At 55.6% G+C, this 15,741-nt stretch carries 13 protein-coding genes; 3 read left to right on the top strand and 10 right to left on the bottom strand.

All coding sequences use genetic code 11. The annotated features are described in order from the left end of the window. The first annotated feature begins 39 nt into the window (after nucleotides 1-39). Both atzF and DBR37_RS10865 read left to right on the top strand, forming a co-directional pair. On the top strand, nucleotides 40-1,839 hold the full coding sequence (gene atzF / locus DBR37_RS10870) for an allophanate hydrolase (protein ID WP_124574489.1): 1,800 nt from the start codon (nucleotides 40-42) through the stop codon (nucleotides 1,837-1,839). A 20-nt stretch (nucleotides 1,840-1,859) separates the two neighbouring features. Further along, nucleotides 1,860-2,567 (top strand): GntR family transcriptional regulator, encoded by a 708-nt coding sequence (locus DBR37_RS10865; protein WP_124574488.1) that lies wholly within the window; start codon nucleotides 1,860-1,862, stop codon nucleotides 2,565-2,567. Nucleotides 2,568-2,592: 25 nt separating this feature from the next. Here the strand turns inward: DBR37_RS10865 and DBR37_RS10860 are convergent, their stop codons facing one another. Next, nucleotides 2,593-3,279, bottom strand: coding sequence for a M24 family metallopeptidase (locus DBR37_RS10860; RefSeq protein ID WP_124574487.1), 687 nt, complete (start codon nucleotides 3,277-3,279; stop codon nucleotides 2,593-2,595). A gap of 246 nt (nucleotides 3,280-3,525) precedes the next feature. Here DBR37_RS10860 and DBR37_RS10855 point away from each other — a divergent pair, with 246 nt between their 5' ends. After that, complete coding sequence (locus DBR37_RS10855) at nucleotides 3,526-4,515, top strand: GlxA family transcriptional regulator (protein ID WP_124574486.1); 990 nt, start codon at nucleotides 3,526-3,528, stop codon at nucleotides 4,513-4,515. Here the strand turns inward: DBR37_RS10855 and DBR37_RS10850 are convergent. The 9 genes from DBR37_RS10850 to DBR37_RS10810 form a co-directional block, all read right to left on the bottom strand. Beyond that, nucleotides 4,512-5,333, bottom strand: a complete 822-nt coding sequence (locus DBR37_RS10850; protein WP_124574485.1) for an alpha/beta hydrolase — start codon at nucleotides 5,331-5,333, stop codon at nucleotides 4,512-4,514. The two genes, DBR37_RS10855 and DBR37_RS10850, sit on opposite strands and share 4 nt — an antisense overlap. A gap of 105 nt (nucleotides 5,334-5,438) precedes the next feature. Continuing rightward, on the bottom strand, nucleotides 5,439-6,236 hold the full coding sequence (locus tag DBR37_RS10845) for an ABC transporter ATP-binding protein (protein WP_124574484.1): 798 nt from the start codon (nucleotides 6,234-6,236) through the stop codon (nucleotides 5,439-5,441). Beyond that, nucleotides 6,229-7,059 carry an ABC transporter permease gene (locus DBR37_RS10840; RefSeq protein ID WP_233588345.1) on the bottom strand — a complete coding sequence of 277 codons (831 nt, stop codon included), beginning with the start codon at nucleotides 7,057-7,059 and terminating at the stop codon, nucleotides 6,229-6,231. Before DBR37_RS10840 ends, DBR37_RS10845 begins: the two co-directional genes overlap by 8 nt. Before the next feature lie 56 nt (nucleotides 7,060-7,115). After that, nucleotides 7,116-8,063: an ABC transporter substrate-binding protein gene (locus tag DBR37_RS10835; RefSeq protein ID WP_124574483.1), complete on the bottom strand. Its 948-nt coding sequence runs from the start codon at nucleotides 8,061-8,063 to the stop codon at nucleotides 7,116-7,118. A 373-nt stretch (nucleotides 8,064-8,436) separates the two neighbouring features. Continuing rightward, nucleotides 8,437-9,375: a TIGR01777 family oxidoreductase gene (locus DBR37_RS10830; RefSeq protein ID WP_124574482.1), complete on the bottom strand. Its 939-nt coding sequence runs from the start codon at nucleotides 9,373-9,375 to the stop codon at nucleotides 8,437-8,439. A gap of 228 nt (nucleotides 9,376-9,603) precedes the next feature. After that, nucleotides 9,604-10,800: an acetyl-CoA C-acyltransferase gene (locus tag DBR37_RS10825; protein WP_124574481.1), complete on the bottom strand. Its 1,197-nt coding sequence runs from the start codon at nucleotides 10,798-10,800 to the stop codon at nucleotides 9,604-9,606. A 155-nt stretch (nucleotides 10,801-10,955) separates the two neighbouring features. Continuing rightward, on the bottom strand, nucleotides 10,956-13,343 hold the full coding sequence (locus DBR37_RS10820; protein WP_124574480.1) for a 3-hydroxyacyl-CoA dehydrogenase/enoyl-CoA hydratase family protein: 2,388 nt from the start codon (nucleotides 13,341-13,343) through the stop codon (nucleotides 10,956-10,958). 58 nt (nucleotides 13,344-13,401) lie between these two features. Further along, on the bottom strand, nucleotides 13,402-15,192 hold the full coding sequence (locus DBR37_RS10815; RefSeq protein WP_124574479.1) for an acyl-CoA dehydrogenase C-terminal domain-containing protein: 1,791 nt from the start codon (nucleotides 15,190-15,192) through the stop codon (nucleotides 13,402-13,404). Between the two features lie 92 nt (nucleotides 15,193-15,284). After that, on the bottom strand, nucleotides 15,285-15,665 hold the full coding sequence (locus DBR37_RS10810; RefSeq protein ID WP_124574478.1) for an RNA-binding S4 domain-containing protein: 381 nt from the start codon (nucleotides 15,663-15,665) through the stop codon (nucleotides 15,285-15,287). Between the last annotated feature and the right edge of the window lie 76 nt (nucleotides 15,666-15,741).

Genomic DNA, 15,741 nt, shown 5'->3' with positions numbered 1-15,741 from the left:
TATAACAAATACAAACTTGTATACATGAGGGTATTCAAAATGTTGGGATGGACTATAGTTGATTGGCAAAACGCTTACCGCGACGGCGCAACACCGGCATCTCTACTGCCGGGCTTGCTGGCTAGCATGGCGCAGGATGATGTCGCCTGGATCACGCTGATAGATCAGCCCTATCTGGCAACACAATTACAGGCGCTGGAAGCCAGGCGTGCAGCCGATCCGGAGTTGAGCAAGCTGCCTCTGTACGGCGTGCCGTTTGCAGCCAAGGACAATATCGATGTGGCAGGCATACGCACCACTGCAGCCTGCCCCGAATTTGCCTACATCGCAGAACAACATGCGACCGTGGTGCAGCGCCTGCTGGATGCAGGTGCGATCGTCATCGGCAAAACCAATCTCGATCAGTTTGCTACCGGCCTGGTCGGTATCCGCTCCCCTTACGGCGTAGTGCCGAATACCTTCGATGCAGAATATGTTTCCGGCGGCTCCAGCTCCGGTTCAGCATCAGTAGTCGCGCGCGGCCTGGTACCGTTTTCACTCGGCACCGACACCGCAGGTTCGGGTCGTGTACCGGCAGGTCTCAACAATATCGTGGGACTAAAGCCGACGGTAGGCTCACTCAGCGGCCGCGGCGTGGTACCTGCATGCCGCACACTGGATTGCGTTTCCATCTTCGCGACCACCGTCGCCGATGCGGAACTGGTCTACTCGCAGGCCGCGGGCTACGATGACGCAGATGCTTATTCACGTGCGCGTCCGGAACAAGTGGCAACAACGCTGCCGACCAAACCGCGTTTCGGCATCCCGGCTGTACCTGAGTTTTATGGCGATGCCGTCGCCGAAGCCGCTTATGCGAAAGCACTGGATGCGGTACGCGCCAGCGGCGCGGAATGTATCCCGCTCGACTTCTCGCTATTCGATCAGGTTACCGCCCTGCTCTATGATGGGCCATGGGTAGCCGAACGCTATGCGGCCATCGCAGCCTTTGCCGAAGAACATGCGGATGCCATCCACCCGGTCGTACGCAACATCATCTTCCGCGCCCGGGAATTCTCGGCGACCGATACCTTCAATGCGCAATACAAGCTGGCCGACCTCAAGCGCGCTGCCGACAAAATCATGGCCTCGGTCGATGCCTTGCTGGTACCGACCGCGCCGACGCATTACAAAATCGCCGATGTCGCAGCCGATCCGGTGCGCCTCAACAGCCACATGGGCAAGTACACCAACTACGTCAATCTGCTGAACTGGTGCGCGCTGGCAGTACCGGCCAATCTGCGCAGCGACGGCCTGCCGTTCGGACTGACGCTGATAGGCCCGGCCTGGTCAGATCACGCATTGGCTGCATACGGCAAACGCTGGCAGGCGCAAACCGGCTTGCCACGCGGTGCTACCGGCCTGCCTTACCACAGCGCAGAAGCTGCGACACCGACCAAGGACGAAGTACCCGCAGGCCATCTGCGCATCGCCGTCGTCGGCGCTCACCTGACCGGCATGCCGCTGAATCGTGAGCTGACTGAACGCAAAGCCATGCTGGTGGAAAGCACCCTAACCGCCAGCAACTATCGCCTGTATGCACTGGCGCAAACCGTGCCACCCAAACCCGGCCTGGCGCGCAGCAAGGATGGCGCGGCAATTACGGTGGAGCTATGGGATATCCCGCTCACCGCTTTCGGCTCCTTTGTCGCGGGCGTACCGTCACCGCTGGGTATAGGTACGCTGGAACTGGCAGATGGCAGACTGGTGAAAGGTTTCATCTGTGAACCCTATGCACTGGAGAGTGCGCAAGACATTACCGCATACGGTGGCTGGCGCGCATATTGCAACAAGGCAGCCTGAACTGACTTTTGGAATGCACCATGATCCCCAAGCTTAAATTTGCCAAAGTCCTGCCGGACAGCCTCGCCTCGCAAGCCTACACCCGGCTGAAAGCGGATATCTTTGATTTCCACTTCCTGCCCGGTGACCGCTTCAGCGAAAACGAAATGAGTGAGCGCCTGCAAATGAGCCGTACGCCGGTACGCGAAGCATTATTTCGTTTGCAGCGTGAAGGCTATGTGGAAGTGCTGCACAAGGCAGGCTGGCAAATCCGGCCCTTCGACTTCCAGATGTTTGAGCAACTGTACGACGTGCGCAGCGTGCTCGAATGTGCTGCTGTCGAACAATTGTGCGCAATGCCGGAAACACCGCCCCTATTGCAGGAACTGGCGGCGCTCTGGTTCGTACCGGAACATGAACGCATTACTGATGTACCTACCCTCTCGGTACATGATGAACGCTTCCACGAACAATTGGTGGAAGCCAGTGGCAACATCGAGATGGCACGCATACATCATGAAATCACCGAACGCATACGCGTCATCCGTCGTCTCGAGTTCACCAAGGAAATGCGCATAGAAGTCACCTATACCGAGCATGCGCACATCCTGCGTGCCATCATCGAAAAGCGCACCTGTCAGGCCAAAGACCTGCTGCGCGCCCACATCGCCCTGAGTCAATCCGAAGTGAAGAAAATCACGATACAGATGTTGCATCAGGCGCGACTGGCAGCGCAACTCTCGGCGTGAAGTTGAAGATGAAGCAGCGGTCGGCTTAGGTTTGATAACTGCTGTCATCCAGCAGCATGTCTTCAAAAAAGGCGCCAAACTGCTTTTCGGGATGACGAATATGGATTTCCAGTATCCAGCGCATGGCGGATGGGGTCGCGTCAAAATCAGCCAGTGAACCCGTGTGTATGGCTGCATGCGGAAAATCTGATACACGGTGACCAGGCAGGTCGAAGTTCAATTCCCAGCCACGCTGCCGCGCTTGCTGTTCAGCGTAGCGATACAGTTCTTGCCCGCTCGCTTGTTCCGTCAGCCAGACCTTGCGCACGGCATGAAAAATTTCTTCGGCATCAGCTGCACAACGTGCGTACTCTGCGTTCTGACCAACTACGAAGGATGCACCGCCGTCGCCTTCCCATGCGGCAAAACGCGGCGCCATATCGATAAAGAAAATATCGTTTTCCTGTAGCACGATGCCCGGCTCGGAAGCCTGTTTCATCGCCTTCATGGTATTCCGGCCAAAGCGTATGCGCGTCGGATGCCAGGTCAGATCCAGGCCGGAAGCGATCAGCGTGCGCTTGGCCATATCGACCGCATCTTCTTCCACCATACCCGGTCGCACCAGCGCGGCGATGGTGCGTATCGCCTCCCGTGTTTTGGCACGCGCCTGCAACATGCCGTCGACTGAAAAAGCCGGGCCTACGCGCTCGGCACTGGACATTGCTGCTTCCATCTTGCTCTCCTGATTGAATAAGAAGTCGCACACCCCGAAATGAGGTGCGCTGAACCCGTATCCAGTATGCAAAGCAAGAGCAAAAAGCAAAACCATCGTCTGCGGTCTTAATCCGCCAAACATGGCGGCTATCCTGCCAAAGCAGCGCCTGGGCACCGGATCTGTCTATATGCAACTGGCGGCCGGCATCAGGTATGATTTGCACAGATTTTTACTCATCCCGAATTTTCCTGCCCGACACTTTTCATGCGCAAAATCACCATAGGCCTCGTCGTCTTCCCCCGCTTCCAGATGCTGGACATCGCTGCGCCCGGCGACGCCTTCGCCGAGGTCAAAGTACTCAGCAATGGTGAATGCGAATATGAAATCCTGACCATCGCCACTACGCGCGGGCCTATCCAGTCTTCCAGCGGCCTGACCGTCATGCCGGATCGCACCATCTTCGACCCCTGTCCACACTTCGATACGCTGATCGTGCCGGGCGGACTCGGAGTATTCGATATCCTGGAAGACACCACCCTGACCGACTGGCTGGCAGCGCAAGGCGAAAGCTGCCGTCGTATAGGCGCGATCTGCAACGGGGTATTCGCACTCGGTGCGGCAGGCATGATCAATGGCAAAACCGTCACCACGCACTGGATGGATGCGGCACGCCTGGCGGCCATGTTCCGCAAGGCGACGGTAGAACCCGACCGGATTTATGTGAAAGATGACAGCCTCTACACCACGGCTGGCGTAACAGCGGGCATCGATTTGTCGCTGGCGTTAATAGAAGAAGATTTCGGCAAACAAATGGCACTGGATGTCGCCAAGTACCTGATCGTTTACCTGCGCCGCGCTGGCGGGCAATCACAATTCAGCCCGCTGCTGGAAGTCCAGGTAAAGAACGACTCACCGGTTGCCGCAGTACAGAACTATGTACTCAACAATCTCAACGTTGAACACACCTTGCTCAGCATCGCTGATGAAATGCAAATGAGTGCGCGTAATCTTTCGCGCGTGTTCAAACAGGAAACCGGCTTAACACTGATGAACTTCGTCAACGATGCGCGCATCGATGCGGCACGTCGTTATCTGGAATCAACCGATCTCGGCCTGAGTGAAATCGCCCGTCGCTGCGGACTGACGAATGCAGCTACGCTGCGCCGCATCTTCTCGAAACGACTGGGCATAGGACCGAGCGACTACCGCCAGCACTTCCACTCCGACGCAACGATGGCAGGCACAGCGAATTAAGCGACTCCGGCGATGGCGCATACTTCACGCGTAATCGCCCCATCTTTCGCAGCCAGTTCATTGAGGATAGTAAAGTGATTGCGCTGCGCCAGCGGCACCAGCGCACCCGGCAAGGCATTGCGCGCCGCACCGAACTGCTCGGACTGACGCTGCAACTCGGCTAACTCGTCCGAGCCATACATCAGCGTCAACGGGCGCGGACTGAGCGGCAGCAACAAAGGACTAAGTTCCTTCTCTTCCGCCGCACTCAGTTGCAATTTATTATTCAGGTAGCACAGACGTATCGGCTCCAGATCATAAATGCCGCTGATGGCTACACCACCGATCACGCCGGGTTCGTCAACGCATAAGGCAGTCAGGTGTCCGCCTGCAGACCAGCCGGATACGACGATGCGTTCAACGTCGCCGCCAAACTCTCCGGCATGCTGCCGCAACCAGGCGATACCAGCCCTTACCTCCGTCACAATTTGCGTCAGCGTCGCATCCGGTGCCAGCGTATAACCGACCAGCGCGACATGCATGCCATGCGCCAATGGTCCCGCAGCAAGGAAGCTGAACGTTTCCTTGGCCCGCATTTGCCAGTAACCGCCATGGATAAACACCAGCAACGGCCCCGGCTTGCTGCCTGCAAAGTAATCGATACGATTGCGCTCGGCCGGCCCATAGCGCAAGTCCAGTCGCTGCCCGTACTCGGCACGCAGGGCCGCACTGCGCTGATCAAAATCTTTCAATATGGCCGGACTGTCCTTGACTGCCAGCGAGTTGTTGTAACCGGCGTCCAGGGCGGCCTGATCCATGCCGTGATATATCGAATGCATAGCGGAGTCACGTTTTTATTGTATTTGGCTACTTTTCCGCATAGGCGGAAATCCTGTGCCATGGTAGCGCGAATTTCCGCCTTTACGACTATTTTGCTGCCAATATCAGGCTGCGATTTTGGTCGACACGTGACTGGTCAAATACTGGGTAATATCGCGCCGGATTTCATTAAACTCAACCGCAGTAATATCACGTGGACGCGCCAGCTCCAGCTTGATGTCTTCTTCGATACGGCCCGGACCTGCAGTCATCACCACCACGCGATCCGACAGCATCACAGCCTCCTCCACCGCATGCGTGACAAACACGACCGTCACCTTGGTACGTTCCCAGATTTCCAGCAAATCCTGTTGCAGCTTTTCACGTGTCAACGCATCCAGTGCGCCAAACGGTTCATCCATCAGCAAGACTTCACAATCGTTCGCCAACACACGAGCAATCGCCACACGCTGCTTCATACCGCCGGACAACTGCCCCGGATAGTAATTGGCAAACTTGGTCAGGCCCACCATATCGGTGTAGTAGGCCGATAACTCTTCCAGTTTGGCCTTGGGCAGGTTGCGCTGGCGCTGACCGAAGCCTATGTTTTCCTTCACGGTCAGCCACGGGAACAAGCCGTAATCCTGGAACACCATGCCGCGCTCCGGACTCGGTCCGTCGATGGGCATGCCATACATATTCGCGCTACCGGAAGAAGTCGTTTCAAATCCTGCCATGATGCGCAACAGCGTCGATTTACCGCAACCGGAAGCACCGATCAGGCACACGAACTCACCCTTGTTAATGGTCAGGTTGACTTCACGCAAAGCCTGCACGGTTTGTCCGCCTATCGAAAAAACCTTGCTGACGCCTTTGATATCTATCGCCGGTAAAGGACGGCGTTCGGAGTAAGTATCAGACATGATGTTGCGGGCTCCATTTGAGTAAATAATTGTTGATCGCGACCAGGATGCGATCCGTGCTGTAACCAACAATGCCGATCACGACCATGCCGGCAATCACCAGATCGGTACGCGACAACATGCGACCATCCATAATCACCGCGCCCAGACCTTCAGGCACACCTGTCATCTCACCGACCACGATCAGGATCCACGCAAAACCATGACCCAGACGCAAACCATTCAGGATGGACGGCATCGCAGCAGGCAGCACTACCTGGCGGAACAGCGATGAGCCGTTACAGCCCAGCATCAGCGCAGCTTCAAACAAACGGTTATCAACTGCCTTCACGCCAAAAGTCGTATTAAAAACAATCGGGTAAAACGCACCGAGGAACACCAGAAAGATCGCTGCGTTGGGGCCGATGCCAAAGAAAATCATCGACAGCGGCAACCATGCAGTCACCGGTACCGGACGCAGCAACTGCAAGGTCGGATCCAGCAACTCACGGATTACCTTGATACGGCCGATCAGCAAGCCAAGTGGAATACCGACCAGCGCGGCGGCGAAGAAACCACCGTAGACGCGCGTGACCGATTTCCACAAATGCAGCGGCAAGGTTTCGCTGAAGGCATCATCGTAGATACCGCCGAACGCGAAGTCATACAACATCAGGCCGACGTCCTTGGGCAGCGGAATCAACTGCGTACCTGACGCCTTGACACCCACATGCCAGCCCAACAGCAACAACAAGGGCACTATCAACGGTGTCAGGCTACGCTTGATACGCGGCCACAACTCGGGCCTGACAACTTTCATCGGTAACTCGACGGTTTGTTCCACGATAAATCCTTCCAGATAAAACTAAGCTAGATACTTGCTGCCGCTATACGTAATGCTTACTTCACTTGTTGATTGAAGCTGGCATCAATGAACTTGCCGTAATCGGGCAACTGGCGGATTTGCTTTTTATCCAGCATTTGCGAACCGTAGTACTTGGCGCGCTTGATCCATTCATCATCGAGTTTCCAGGTCAGTTCGACGTTAGGTGCAGCCAGTTCCACAACCTTGGCAGGCAAGCCCAGCTTTTGCTCCGACATCTCGACGAAGGCGCCGCGATTCGCCATCGCGTACTCGGTAGCCTGACGATGGACCTTCAGGAAAACCTTGATCAGTTCCTGCTTGTTTTTCAGATTGTCTGCATGCGTGGTCATGACCATATTCACGGTGCCGGTCGGAGTCGAATACGGGTACTCAACTATCTTGCCTATGCCGCGGCTGACGCTGATGGATGGGCCGGGTTCTGCACCGACGAAGGCATCGATATCATTACGCTCCAGAGCGGAAGCCATTTCACTGAAAGAGACGCGCACAGGCTTGATATCCTTGACGGTCATGCCTTCCTGTTTCAGGCGATCGAGGATCACCACTTCCTGTGTCGAACCTGGCAGGATGCCGACGCGCTGGCCTTTCAAGTCCTTGATGGATGCGATCTTGCTGTCAGCACGTGCAACCACTGCCATGCCGCGATTGCACTGTGCGGCGACGATCACGACCGGTTCACCTGCTGCCGCACCCAGCGTCGCTGCTGCCAGGCCGTAAGTACCAAAATCAACCGACCTGGTCACGACCGCATTCTTGCCGTCGGTCGGTGTTTCAAACGGGATCACTTCTATCTTGTAGCCCGGCGGGGTGAACTTATCGTAGAAGTAAGGCGTGATGCCATGCATCAGTTTAAGTGTACCGACACGGATCACCTGATCCGCTGCCAGTGCTGATGTAGATGCGGCGGCACAGACAAACGATGCTGCAATCAGGGAGGCAATAAATTTTCTGCGTGGGTGCATGGCTGATCCTTATTAAGTTGACGAGTAAGCGCGCATTCGGCCTGCCAACACCAGATCGGTAATTAGAATACCTTCTTGTGTACAAGCTTAACTACGTCATAGCAAAGTCTGTGCCACTAAGATTTCCCGACAAATAGTCGACAAATTGCTGACTGTGTTCAGAGAGAGACGGGGGATTGCGCCGGATGCAGGCGGAGGGGGTCGCTGTGGTGCGTTAGTGCACTGCTTGGGTGCGTGGCACTGGTAGTGTCAGCGCAAATAGAGAATAGAACTGAGATAAAGAATAACTTCGTGAGACATTTAAATGTCCGCTTTCGATTCAAAGCGGACACTGGTTGGACGCAAAATCCTCGCGATTAAATCTGCGTCCGGCTTACAGTAAGGCCTTCATTGCACTCTCCACCGTCGGATAGTCGAAAACAAATCCCTCGTTAAGTAAAGCCCGCGGTGCCACACGCTGCCCTTTCAGTAACAAGTCGGATTGCTCGCCCAGCAGAAACCGCATCGGCATGGCCGGTGTCGGGAAAAATGATGGCCGCCCCAGCCTACGAGCCGCTGCCTGAGAGAACTGTGCTTGTGTGGGCTGTTCAGGTGCGGTGAAGTTATAACTTGCAGGTCGGCTCACTGCATCCGGACGATTCATTAAATGTGCAATACCGCGCAACAGATCGTGTACATGTATCCACGACAGGATTTGCCGGCCACCTCCCAGCGGCCCACCTAGTCCTAGTTTTATTGGCAAAGCCATCATCGGAAACGCACCGCCCTTGCCAAGTACCAGACCGAAGCGCATACAAATCGCTTCGACACCATAGCGTCGCGCCCCCTGTGCCGCGTGTTCCCAGTCCTGACATAGCTGCGACATGAATATCGCTTGCGGTGGTGCATCCTCACTCAACACGCTCAAATCACCTTGCTCCTGCACGCCGTAATAACCGATTGCAGAGGCCGACAGCATCAAGCGCGGCTTATGCTGCATGCCCCCTATCCACTCAACCAATCTCTCAGTAAATGCCACCCGACTGTCGCGTAGCACTTGCTGACGCGCTGCAGTCCAGCGCGGTCCAAGAATGCGCGCGCCAGCCAGATTAATAATCACATCGACATGTTCTGTCGGCGCTATCTCATTCAGACGCTCGATACAGCGTACTGCCCCATTGAACATCCATGCCGCCTTCTTCGGATTACGCGTCAGCACTGTCACTACGTGGCCATCAGCGAGCAATGCGCGCACCAGTAACTGTCCAACAAAACCAGTCGCACCGGTTATAAGTACGTGCTGTCGCTGATCGGAAAAACGGATAGCTGTCATTGTTAGCTCCCGAATGTTGTCAATTGCAGTGGTCCGATTCGCGCATACATCGCGAATTCCGGAGAGTCCTACGCCGATTCCGCAAATCATGAGAAAGATACCCAGCCAGCTCTGTGACTACCAGACCAATGCTGTCGGTTCATTCAGCCAAGCCGGCACATTCAACGCCAGCAATGCAATGAAAGCACAGGGTATAAATCCTGTGCTTTTTTATCAGGCGGTATCGCCTTACATCTTTTCAAAAATCCCCGCAGCGCCCATACCCGTACCCACGCACATCGTCACCATCCCATACTTCAGGTTTTTGCGGCGCAGTGCATGCACCACGGTAGCTGCCCGGATCGCGCCGGTCGCACCCAATGGATGCCCCAGCGCAATCGCGCCGCCCATAGGATTGACCTTGGCCGGATCGAGGCCCAGATCCTGGATGACGGCCAGAGCTTGTGCGGCAAAGGCTTCGTTCAGTTCTATCCAGTCCATCTGATCCTGCTTCAGGCCCGCGGCACGCAAGGCGGCAGGTATCGCTTCCTTCGGCCCTATGCCCATGATCTCGGGCGGTACGCCGCGCACGGCGAAGGAGACGAAACGCGCCAGTGGGGTCAGGTTGAATTGCTTGAGGATTTTTTCGCTGACCAGGATGAGCGCGCCTGCGCCATCCGACGTTTGCGAGCTGTTGCCTGCGGTGACTGAACCTTTCGGCGAAAATACCGGGCGCAGTTTGCCGAGTGCTTCGAGGTTGGTGTCGGCACGTGCACCTTCATCCATGTTCACGATGCGGGTGCTGATATCTATCTGGCCAGTCGACAGATTCGGGAAGCGCTCGACGATTTCCACCGCCGTCATTTCATTATTGAATTCGCCGCTTTGCTGCGCCGCCAATGCTTTCAGGTGTGAATTCAGTGCGAACTGATCCTGTGCTTCGCGGCTGACTTTCCATTGCGTCGCAACTTTCTCCGCAGTCAGGCCCATGCCGTAGGCCATGCCGATGTTCTCTTCCTTGAAGATGCCCATGTTCATCGAAGGATGATGGCCCATCATAGGCACCATGGACATGGACTCGGCACCGGCCGCGATCATGACGTCTGCCTCACCCACGCGGATGCGGTCAGCCGCCATTGCAATCGCGGTCAGGCCTGACGCGCAGTAACGATTCACGGTGACGCCGCCGACGGTCTTCGGCAAACCTGCCAGTAGCACGCCCATGCGCGCCATGTTCAAGCCCTGCTCTGCTTCCGGGAAAGAACAGCCGACGATGGCATCTTCAATCAGGTTCGGATCCAGTGAAGGCACTTGCGCCAAAGCTGATTGCAAAGCATGCACCAGCAAATCATCCGGCCGCGTGTTCTTGAACATCCCGCGTGGTGCCTTGCCGATAGGTGTACGCGTCGCGGCAACGATGTAGGCATCTTGAAGTTGTTTGCTCATCTTATGCTCCTAAGGGAACTTCGCTTTTTTAAGTATATGAAGGGGTGAGTACGCGTAGCGAGCGAATCAAGGTCGGCGCGAGAAGCGCAGCTGTACGTTGGTACAGCGAGCATCACAGCGTCGAGATTGGTTTGCGCAGTAGCTTAATCGCCCCTTTAATTACGCACTGGTTTACCGGTTTGCATCATGCCCATGATGCGTTCCTGCGTTTTAGGGTTGTTCAGTAATTCCATAAAGGCTTTGCGCTCATGATCGAGCAGCCATTGCTCATCAACCAGGCTACCCTGTTCGATGTCACCGCCGCTGACAACTTCGGCGATCATCATGCCGAGCTTGTAATCGTGGGCCGAGATAAAACCACCGTCACGCATGTTCAAAAGCTGCGCTCCTATCGTTGCCAGACCGTATTTACCAGTCAATGGCACCAGCGCTTTGCGTGGTGCACGATAGCCTGCGTCGAACATGGCGCGTGCCTGCGTTTTCGCGATGTGCAGCAACTCATATGCATTGAAGACGATGATGTCATCGCTCTTCAGGTAACCCATGCTTTGCGCTTCCAGTGCGGAACGCGAGACGGCAGCCGTGGCCGCATTCATGTAGTAGTTTTTCAGGAACTGCAGGATGTCGTTACCGCGCGCATCGCTGGCCGCACGTGCCGCTGCTTCTTTCAAGCCACCACCGGCAGGGATCAGGCCGACGCCGACTTCAACCAAGCCGATGTAGGACTCTATCGACGCCACACGTTTGGCTGCATGCAGGAGCAATTCGCAACCGCCGCCCAAAGCCAGTCCGGCGACCGCGGCAACTACCGGCACATTCGCATATTTCAATGCCTGGTGCGCCTGCTGCAGTTTGACGACTTCCGGTTCTATCGCTTTCACACCACCGGACATGAAGAGCGGCAACATCGATTGCAAGTCAGCACCCGCCGAGAACGCGCCACCTTCGGCCGCGTCCGCGTGCCAGATGACCAGGCCTTTGTAGTTTTGTTCTGCTTCTTCTATCGCGCGCTTGATGCCTGCGGTGACGCCGGCACCGATGACGTGCATTTTTGTTTTGAAGGACAGGATGAGGACTTCATCATCCTGATGCCAGATGCGTACTGATTCGTCTTCGAATACCGTAGTGCCAGCAGTATGGCCATTCGCGCCGTTGTCGCCGACCAATGCAGCGCGGAAAGCCTGACGTTGATAGACCGGGAGACTGGAACGCGGGATATTTTTCTTTTGCTTCGGCGACCATGAACCATCCGGTGCATGCACGCCATTACGGCCATCGAATACCCAGGCCGGCAACGGCGCATTGCTGAGCGCCTTGCCTGCATCGATGTCTTCCTTGACCCATGTCGCTATCTGTTGCCAGCCTGCGGCCTGCCATGTTTCGAACGGACCGTTGTTCCAGCCAAAGCCCCAGCGCAAAGCGAAGTCGACATCACGCGCGTTGTCGGCGATGATTTCCAGATGTACGGCGATGTAGTGGAAGGCATCGCGGAAGATGGCCCACAGGAATTGTGCTTGCGGATTGGTAGAGTCATGCAGCGCTTTCATACGCTTGGCAGGATCTTTTTCTTTCAGGATGCGGCCGACCAGGTCATCTGCCTTGCCGCCACCTGCAACGTAATCCGCTTTGGCCGGATCGATGCGCAGGATGTCCTTGCCTACTTTTTTATAGAAACCGGCACCGGCTTTTTGTCCGAGTGCGCCACCACCGATTAGCTTGGTAAGGATGTCTGGTGTTTTATATACCGGGAAGAAGGGATCGTCCTGCAATGTGTTTTGCATGGTGGTGATCACATGCGCCATGGTGTCGAGACCGACCACGTCAGCGGTACGGAAGGTACCGGATTTGGCGCGTCCCAGCTTGCTGCCGGTCAGGTCATCCACCACATCCACGGTGAGACCGAATTTCTCCGCTTCGTGCATGGTTGCCAGCATGCCGAAAATACCGACGCGATTGGCAATGAAGTTAGGTGTATCGTAAGCACGCACCACACCCTTGCCCAGGGTCGAGGTGAGGAAGCCTTCCAGCTGATCGAGGATTTCTGCCTTGGTCGCAGCGGTCGGGATTAATTCGACCAGATGCATATAGCGCGGCGGATTGAAGAAGTGCACACCACAGAAGCGTGCTTTCAGATCTGCAGCAAAGCCTTCGGACAATGCGGTGATGGAGAGGCCCGAAGTATTCGACGCAAAGATGGTGTTGGCTGCTATATGCGGCGCAACCTTTTTATACAGGTCGTGCTTCCAGTCCATGCGCTCGGCGATGGCTTCGATGATCAGGTCGCAATCCTTCAGCTTTTCCAGGTCATCTTCATAGTTCGCCACTTCGATCAAAGGCGCGTGATCAACATTCGCCAATGGCGCCGGACTGAGTTTTTTAAGGTTCTCTATCGCGCGCAAGACGATGCCGTTTTTCGGGCCGTCCTTGGCTGGCAGGTCGAACAATATGACCGGCACTTTGGCATTCACGCAATGCGCGGCAATTTGCGCGCCCATCACGCCCGCGCCCAATACGGCGACTTTCCTGACGATGAAATTTGACATGCCTGAACCTCTCAATGAGTAATGCGTATTTTTCTATCGTAACGAGCTGGCCTGATGTTCAAAACAATTCGGCATCCAGCGCCATCAGGCTGGCTGAACCAGCGCGTGCCTGGCGGATCAGCATCGCGGTCTCCGGCAGCAGACGTGCGAAGTAGAAGCGCGCTGTCGCCAGCTTGGATTTATAGAATGGATCGCCGTCATCCTGCTTGGCCAACGCGATCTTCGCCATTTGCGCAAAGAAGTAGGCATACACCAGATGCCCGGCCACGCGCAGATAAGGTACCGCAGCAGCGCCGACTTCATCCGGATTCTGGAAGGCTTTCATGCCGATTTCCATCGTCAGCTTGGTGACCTTGTCTGCGAGGTCGGCCAGGGGCGTGATGAATTCAGACATCGCTTCGTCAGTGCCGTTTTCTTCGATGAAGGCTTGTATCTTGGCACCGAATTTACGCAGCTTGGCACCGTTATCCAGCAGGATTTTGCGGCCCAGCAAATCCAGCGACTGGATGGTGTTGGTACCTTCGTAAATCATATTGATGCGCGAGTCGCGCACGTATTGCTCCATGCCCCATTCAGAGATGAAGCCGTGACCGCCATACACCTGCATCGCTTCCGAGGTCGAGATCCAGCCATTGTCGGTGAGGAAGGCCTTGATGATAGGTGTGAGCAACGCGACTTCATCGACCGCTTCGGCACGCACTGCCTCATCCGGATGATTCAATTCCTTGTCTATCTGCAGCGCGACGTAGGAACTGAAAGCGCGACCACCTTCGGCATACGCTTTCGCCGTCAGCAGCATGCGACGTACATCGGGATGCACGATGATGGGATCAGCTGGTTTGTCGCTTGCTTTCGGCCCGGTCAGACTACGCATTTGCAGGCGGTCTTTGGCGTAGACCAGGGCATTCTGGTAAGCCACTTCGGTCAGGCCCAGCGATTGCATACCAACACCGAGGCGTGCCGCATTCATCATCACGAACATCGCGTTCAAACCCTTGTTCGGTTCGCCTATCAGCCAGCCGGTCGCGCCGTCGATATTCATCTGGCAGGTCGCATTGCCATGGATGCCCATCTTCTCTTCCAGTGCGCCACAGAAAATAGGATTGCGCGCACCCAGTTTGCCATCTGCATCCGGCAAAAATTTAGGCACGATGAACAATGAGATACCTTTGGTGCCTTCCGGTGCATTCGGCAAACGTGCCAGCACCAGGTGCAGGATGTTGGCCGCCATGTCGTGCTCGCCAGCGGAAATGAAGATCTTGCTGCCTGTGATTTTGTACGAGCCGTCTGCCTGCGGTTCGGCTTTCGAGCGCAGCAGGCCGAGATCGGTGCCGCACTGCGCTTCGGTCAGACACATGGTGCCGGTCCACTCGCCGGAAACCAGTTTCGGCAGGTACAGGGCTTTTTGCTGTTCGGTACCATGCGCATACAGGCACTCGTAAGCACCGTGCGACAAACCCGGATACATGGTCCAGGCCTGGTTCGACGAATTCAGCATTTCATAAAAAGAATTCTGTAACACCATAGGCAAACCCTGGCCGCCGTATTCCGGATCGCAGGTCAGCGATGGCCAGCCCGCAGCAACATATTGCTCATAGGCGGCCTTGAAACCTTTGGGGGGAGTAACTTCGTGTGTGGCGCTATCCAGTTTGCAACCTTCGCGGTCGCCACTATGATTCAGCGGGAACAGAACTTCAGAGGTGAATTTGCCGCCTTCTTCCAGCACCTGGTTGATGATGTCGGCGTCGATCTCAGCATGCTTGGGTAAAACCTTCAATTCATCTGCAACATGTAGTAATTCGTGCAGCACAAATTGCATATCGCGCAACGGTGCAATGTATTGACCCATAAACGTCTCCTCGCGGCTGATTTACTGATTTATTAAATTGCTAGTTGAATACTAGCGCATGACAGCGACTTTGACTGCGCCGCGCTGCCATCTTATTGATTTGTTTTATCCAGCAAACGCCGGTCACGCTTGGTCGGCCGCCCCTTGATACCGAGACCGGGTTCCTTGAAGAATTTACGCTGATCCGCTTCCTGCTGGCGCTGTACAAGGCTTTGCTCTGTTTCCGTATAGAGCCTCTGCGCCATTTCGGCCGAACCGCGGACATCGGATAAAGCCTGCACGACGACTTCCCAATCGGTCGAACCGTTATCGATCTGCAGCAGGTCGCCGCATTTGACGATACGCGCCGGCTTGATCCGTTCCTGCTCCAGCTTCACTTTACCCTTGTCAACAGCGTCGGTCGCCAGCGTCCGGGTCTTGAAGAAACGGGCCGCCCATAACCACTTATCCAAACGCACATTCTCTGTCGCCATCGTGCTTCCGTACCTGTCTGTCAGTAAAGCCTCATTGTAGCCAGCTATGAAAAGGAAGTGGCACAGGCCTCGCTGT

The sequence above is a fragment of the Herminiimonas sp. KBW02 genome, assembly GCF_003852535.1.
GTDB lineage: Bacteria > Pseudomonadota > Gammaproteobacteria > Burkholderiales > Burkholderiaceae_D > Oxalicibacterium.
Note: the sequence above shows the minus strand (reverse complement) of the source record. Positions and strands in the feature narration are given on the sequence as shown.

Coding starts and splice junctions, on each gene's coding strand:
- atzF (WP_124574489.1), top strand. CDS start 40: ATGTTGGGATGGACTATAGTTGATTGGCAAAACGCTTACCGCGACGGC.
- DBR37_RS10865 (WP_124574488.1), top strand. CDS start 1,860: ATGATCCCCAAGCTTAAATTTGCCAAAGTCCTGCCGGACAGCCTCGCC.
- DBR37_RS10860 (WP_124574487.1), bottom strand. CDS start 3,279: ATGGAAGCAGCAATGTCCAGTGCCGAGCGCGTAGGCCCGGCTTTTTCA.
- DBR37_RS10855 (WP_124574486.1), top strand. CDS start 3,526: ATGCGCAAAATCACCATAGGCCTCGTCGTCTTCCCCCGCTTCCAGATG.
- DBR37_RS10850 (WP_124574485.1), bottom strand. CDS start 5,333: ATGCATTCGATATATCACGGCATGGATCAGGCCGCCCTGGACGCCGGT.
- DBR37_RS10845 (WP_124574484.1), bottom strand. CDS start 6,236: ATGTCTGATACTTACTCCGAACGCCGTCCTTTACCGGCGATAGATATC.
- DBR37_RS10835 (WP_124574483.1), bottom strand. CDS start 8,063: ATGCACCCACGCAGAAAATTTATTGCCTCCCTGATTGCAGCATCGTTT.
- DBR37_RS10830 (WP_124574482.1), bottom strand. CDS start 9,375: ATGACAGCTATCCGTTTTTCCGATCAGCGACAGCACGTACTTATAACC.
- DBR37_RS10825 (WP_124574481.1), bottom strand. CDS start 10,800: ATGAGCAAACAACTTCAAGATGCCTACATCGTTGCCGCGACGCGTACA.
- DBR37_RS10820 (WP_124574480.1), bottom strand. CDS start 13,343: ATGTCAAATTTCATCGTCAGGAAAGTCGCCGTATTGGGCGCGGGCGTG.
- DBR37_RS10815 (WP_124574479.1), bottom strand. CDS start 15,192: ATGGGTCAATACATTGCACCGTTGCGCGATATGCAATTTGTGCTGCAC.
- DBR37_RS10810 (WP_124574478.1), bottom strand. CDS start 15,665: ATGGCGACAGAGAATGTGCGTTTGGATAAGTGGTTATGGGCGGCCCGT.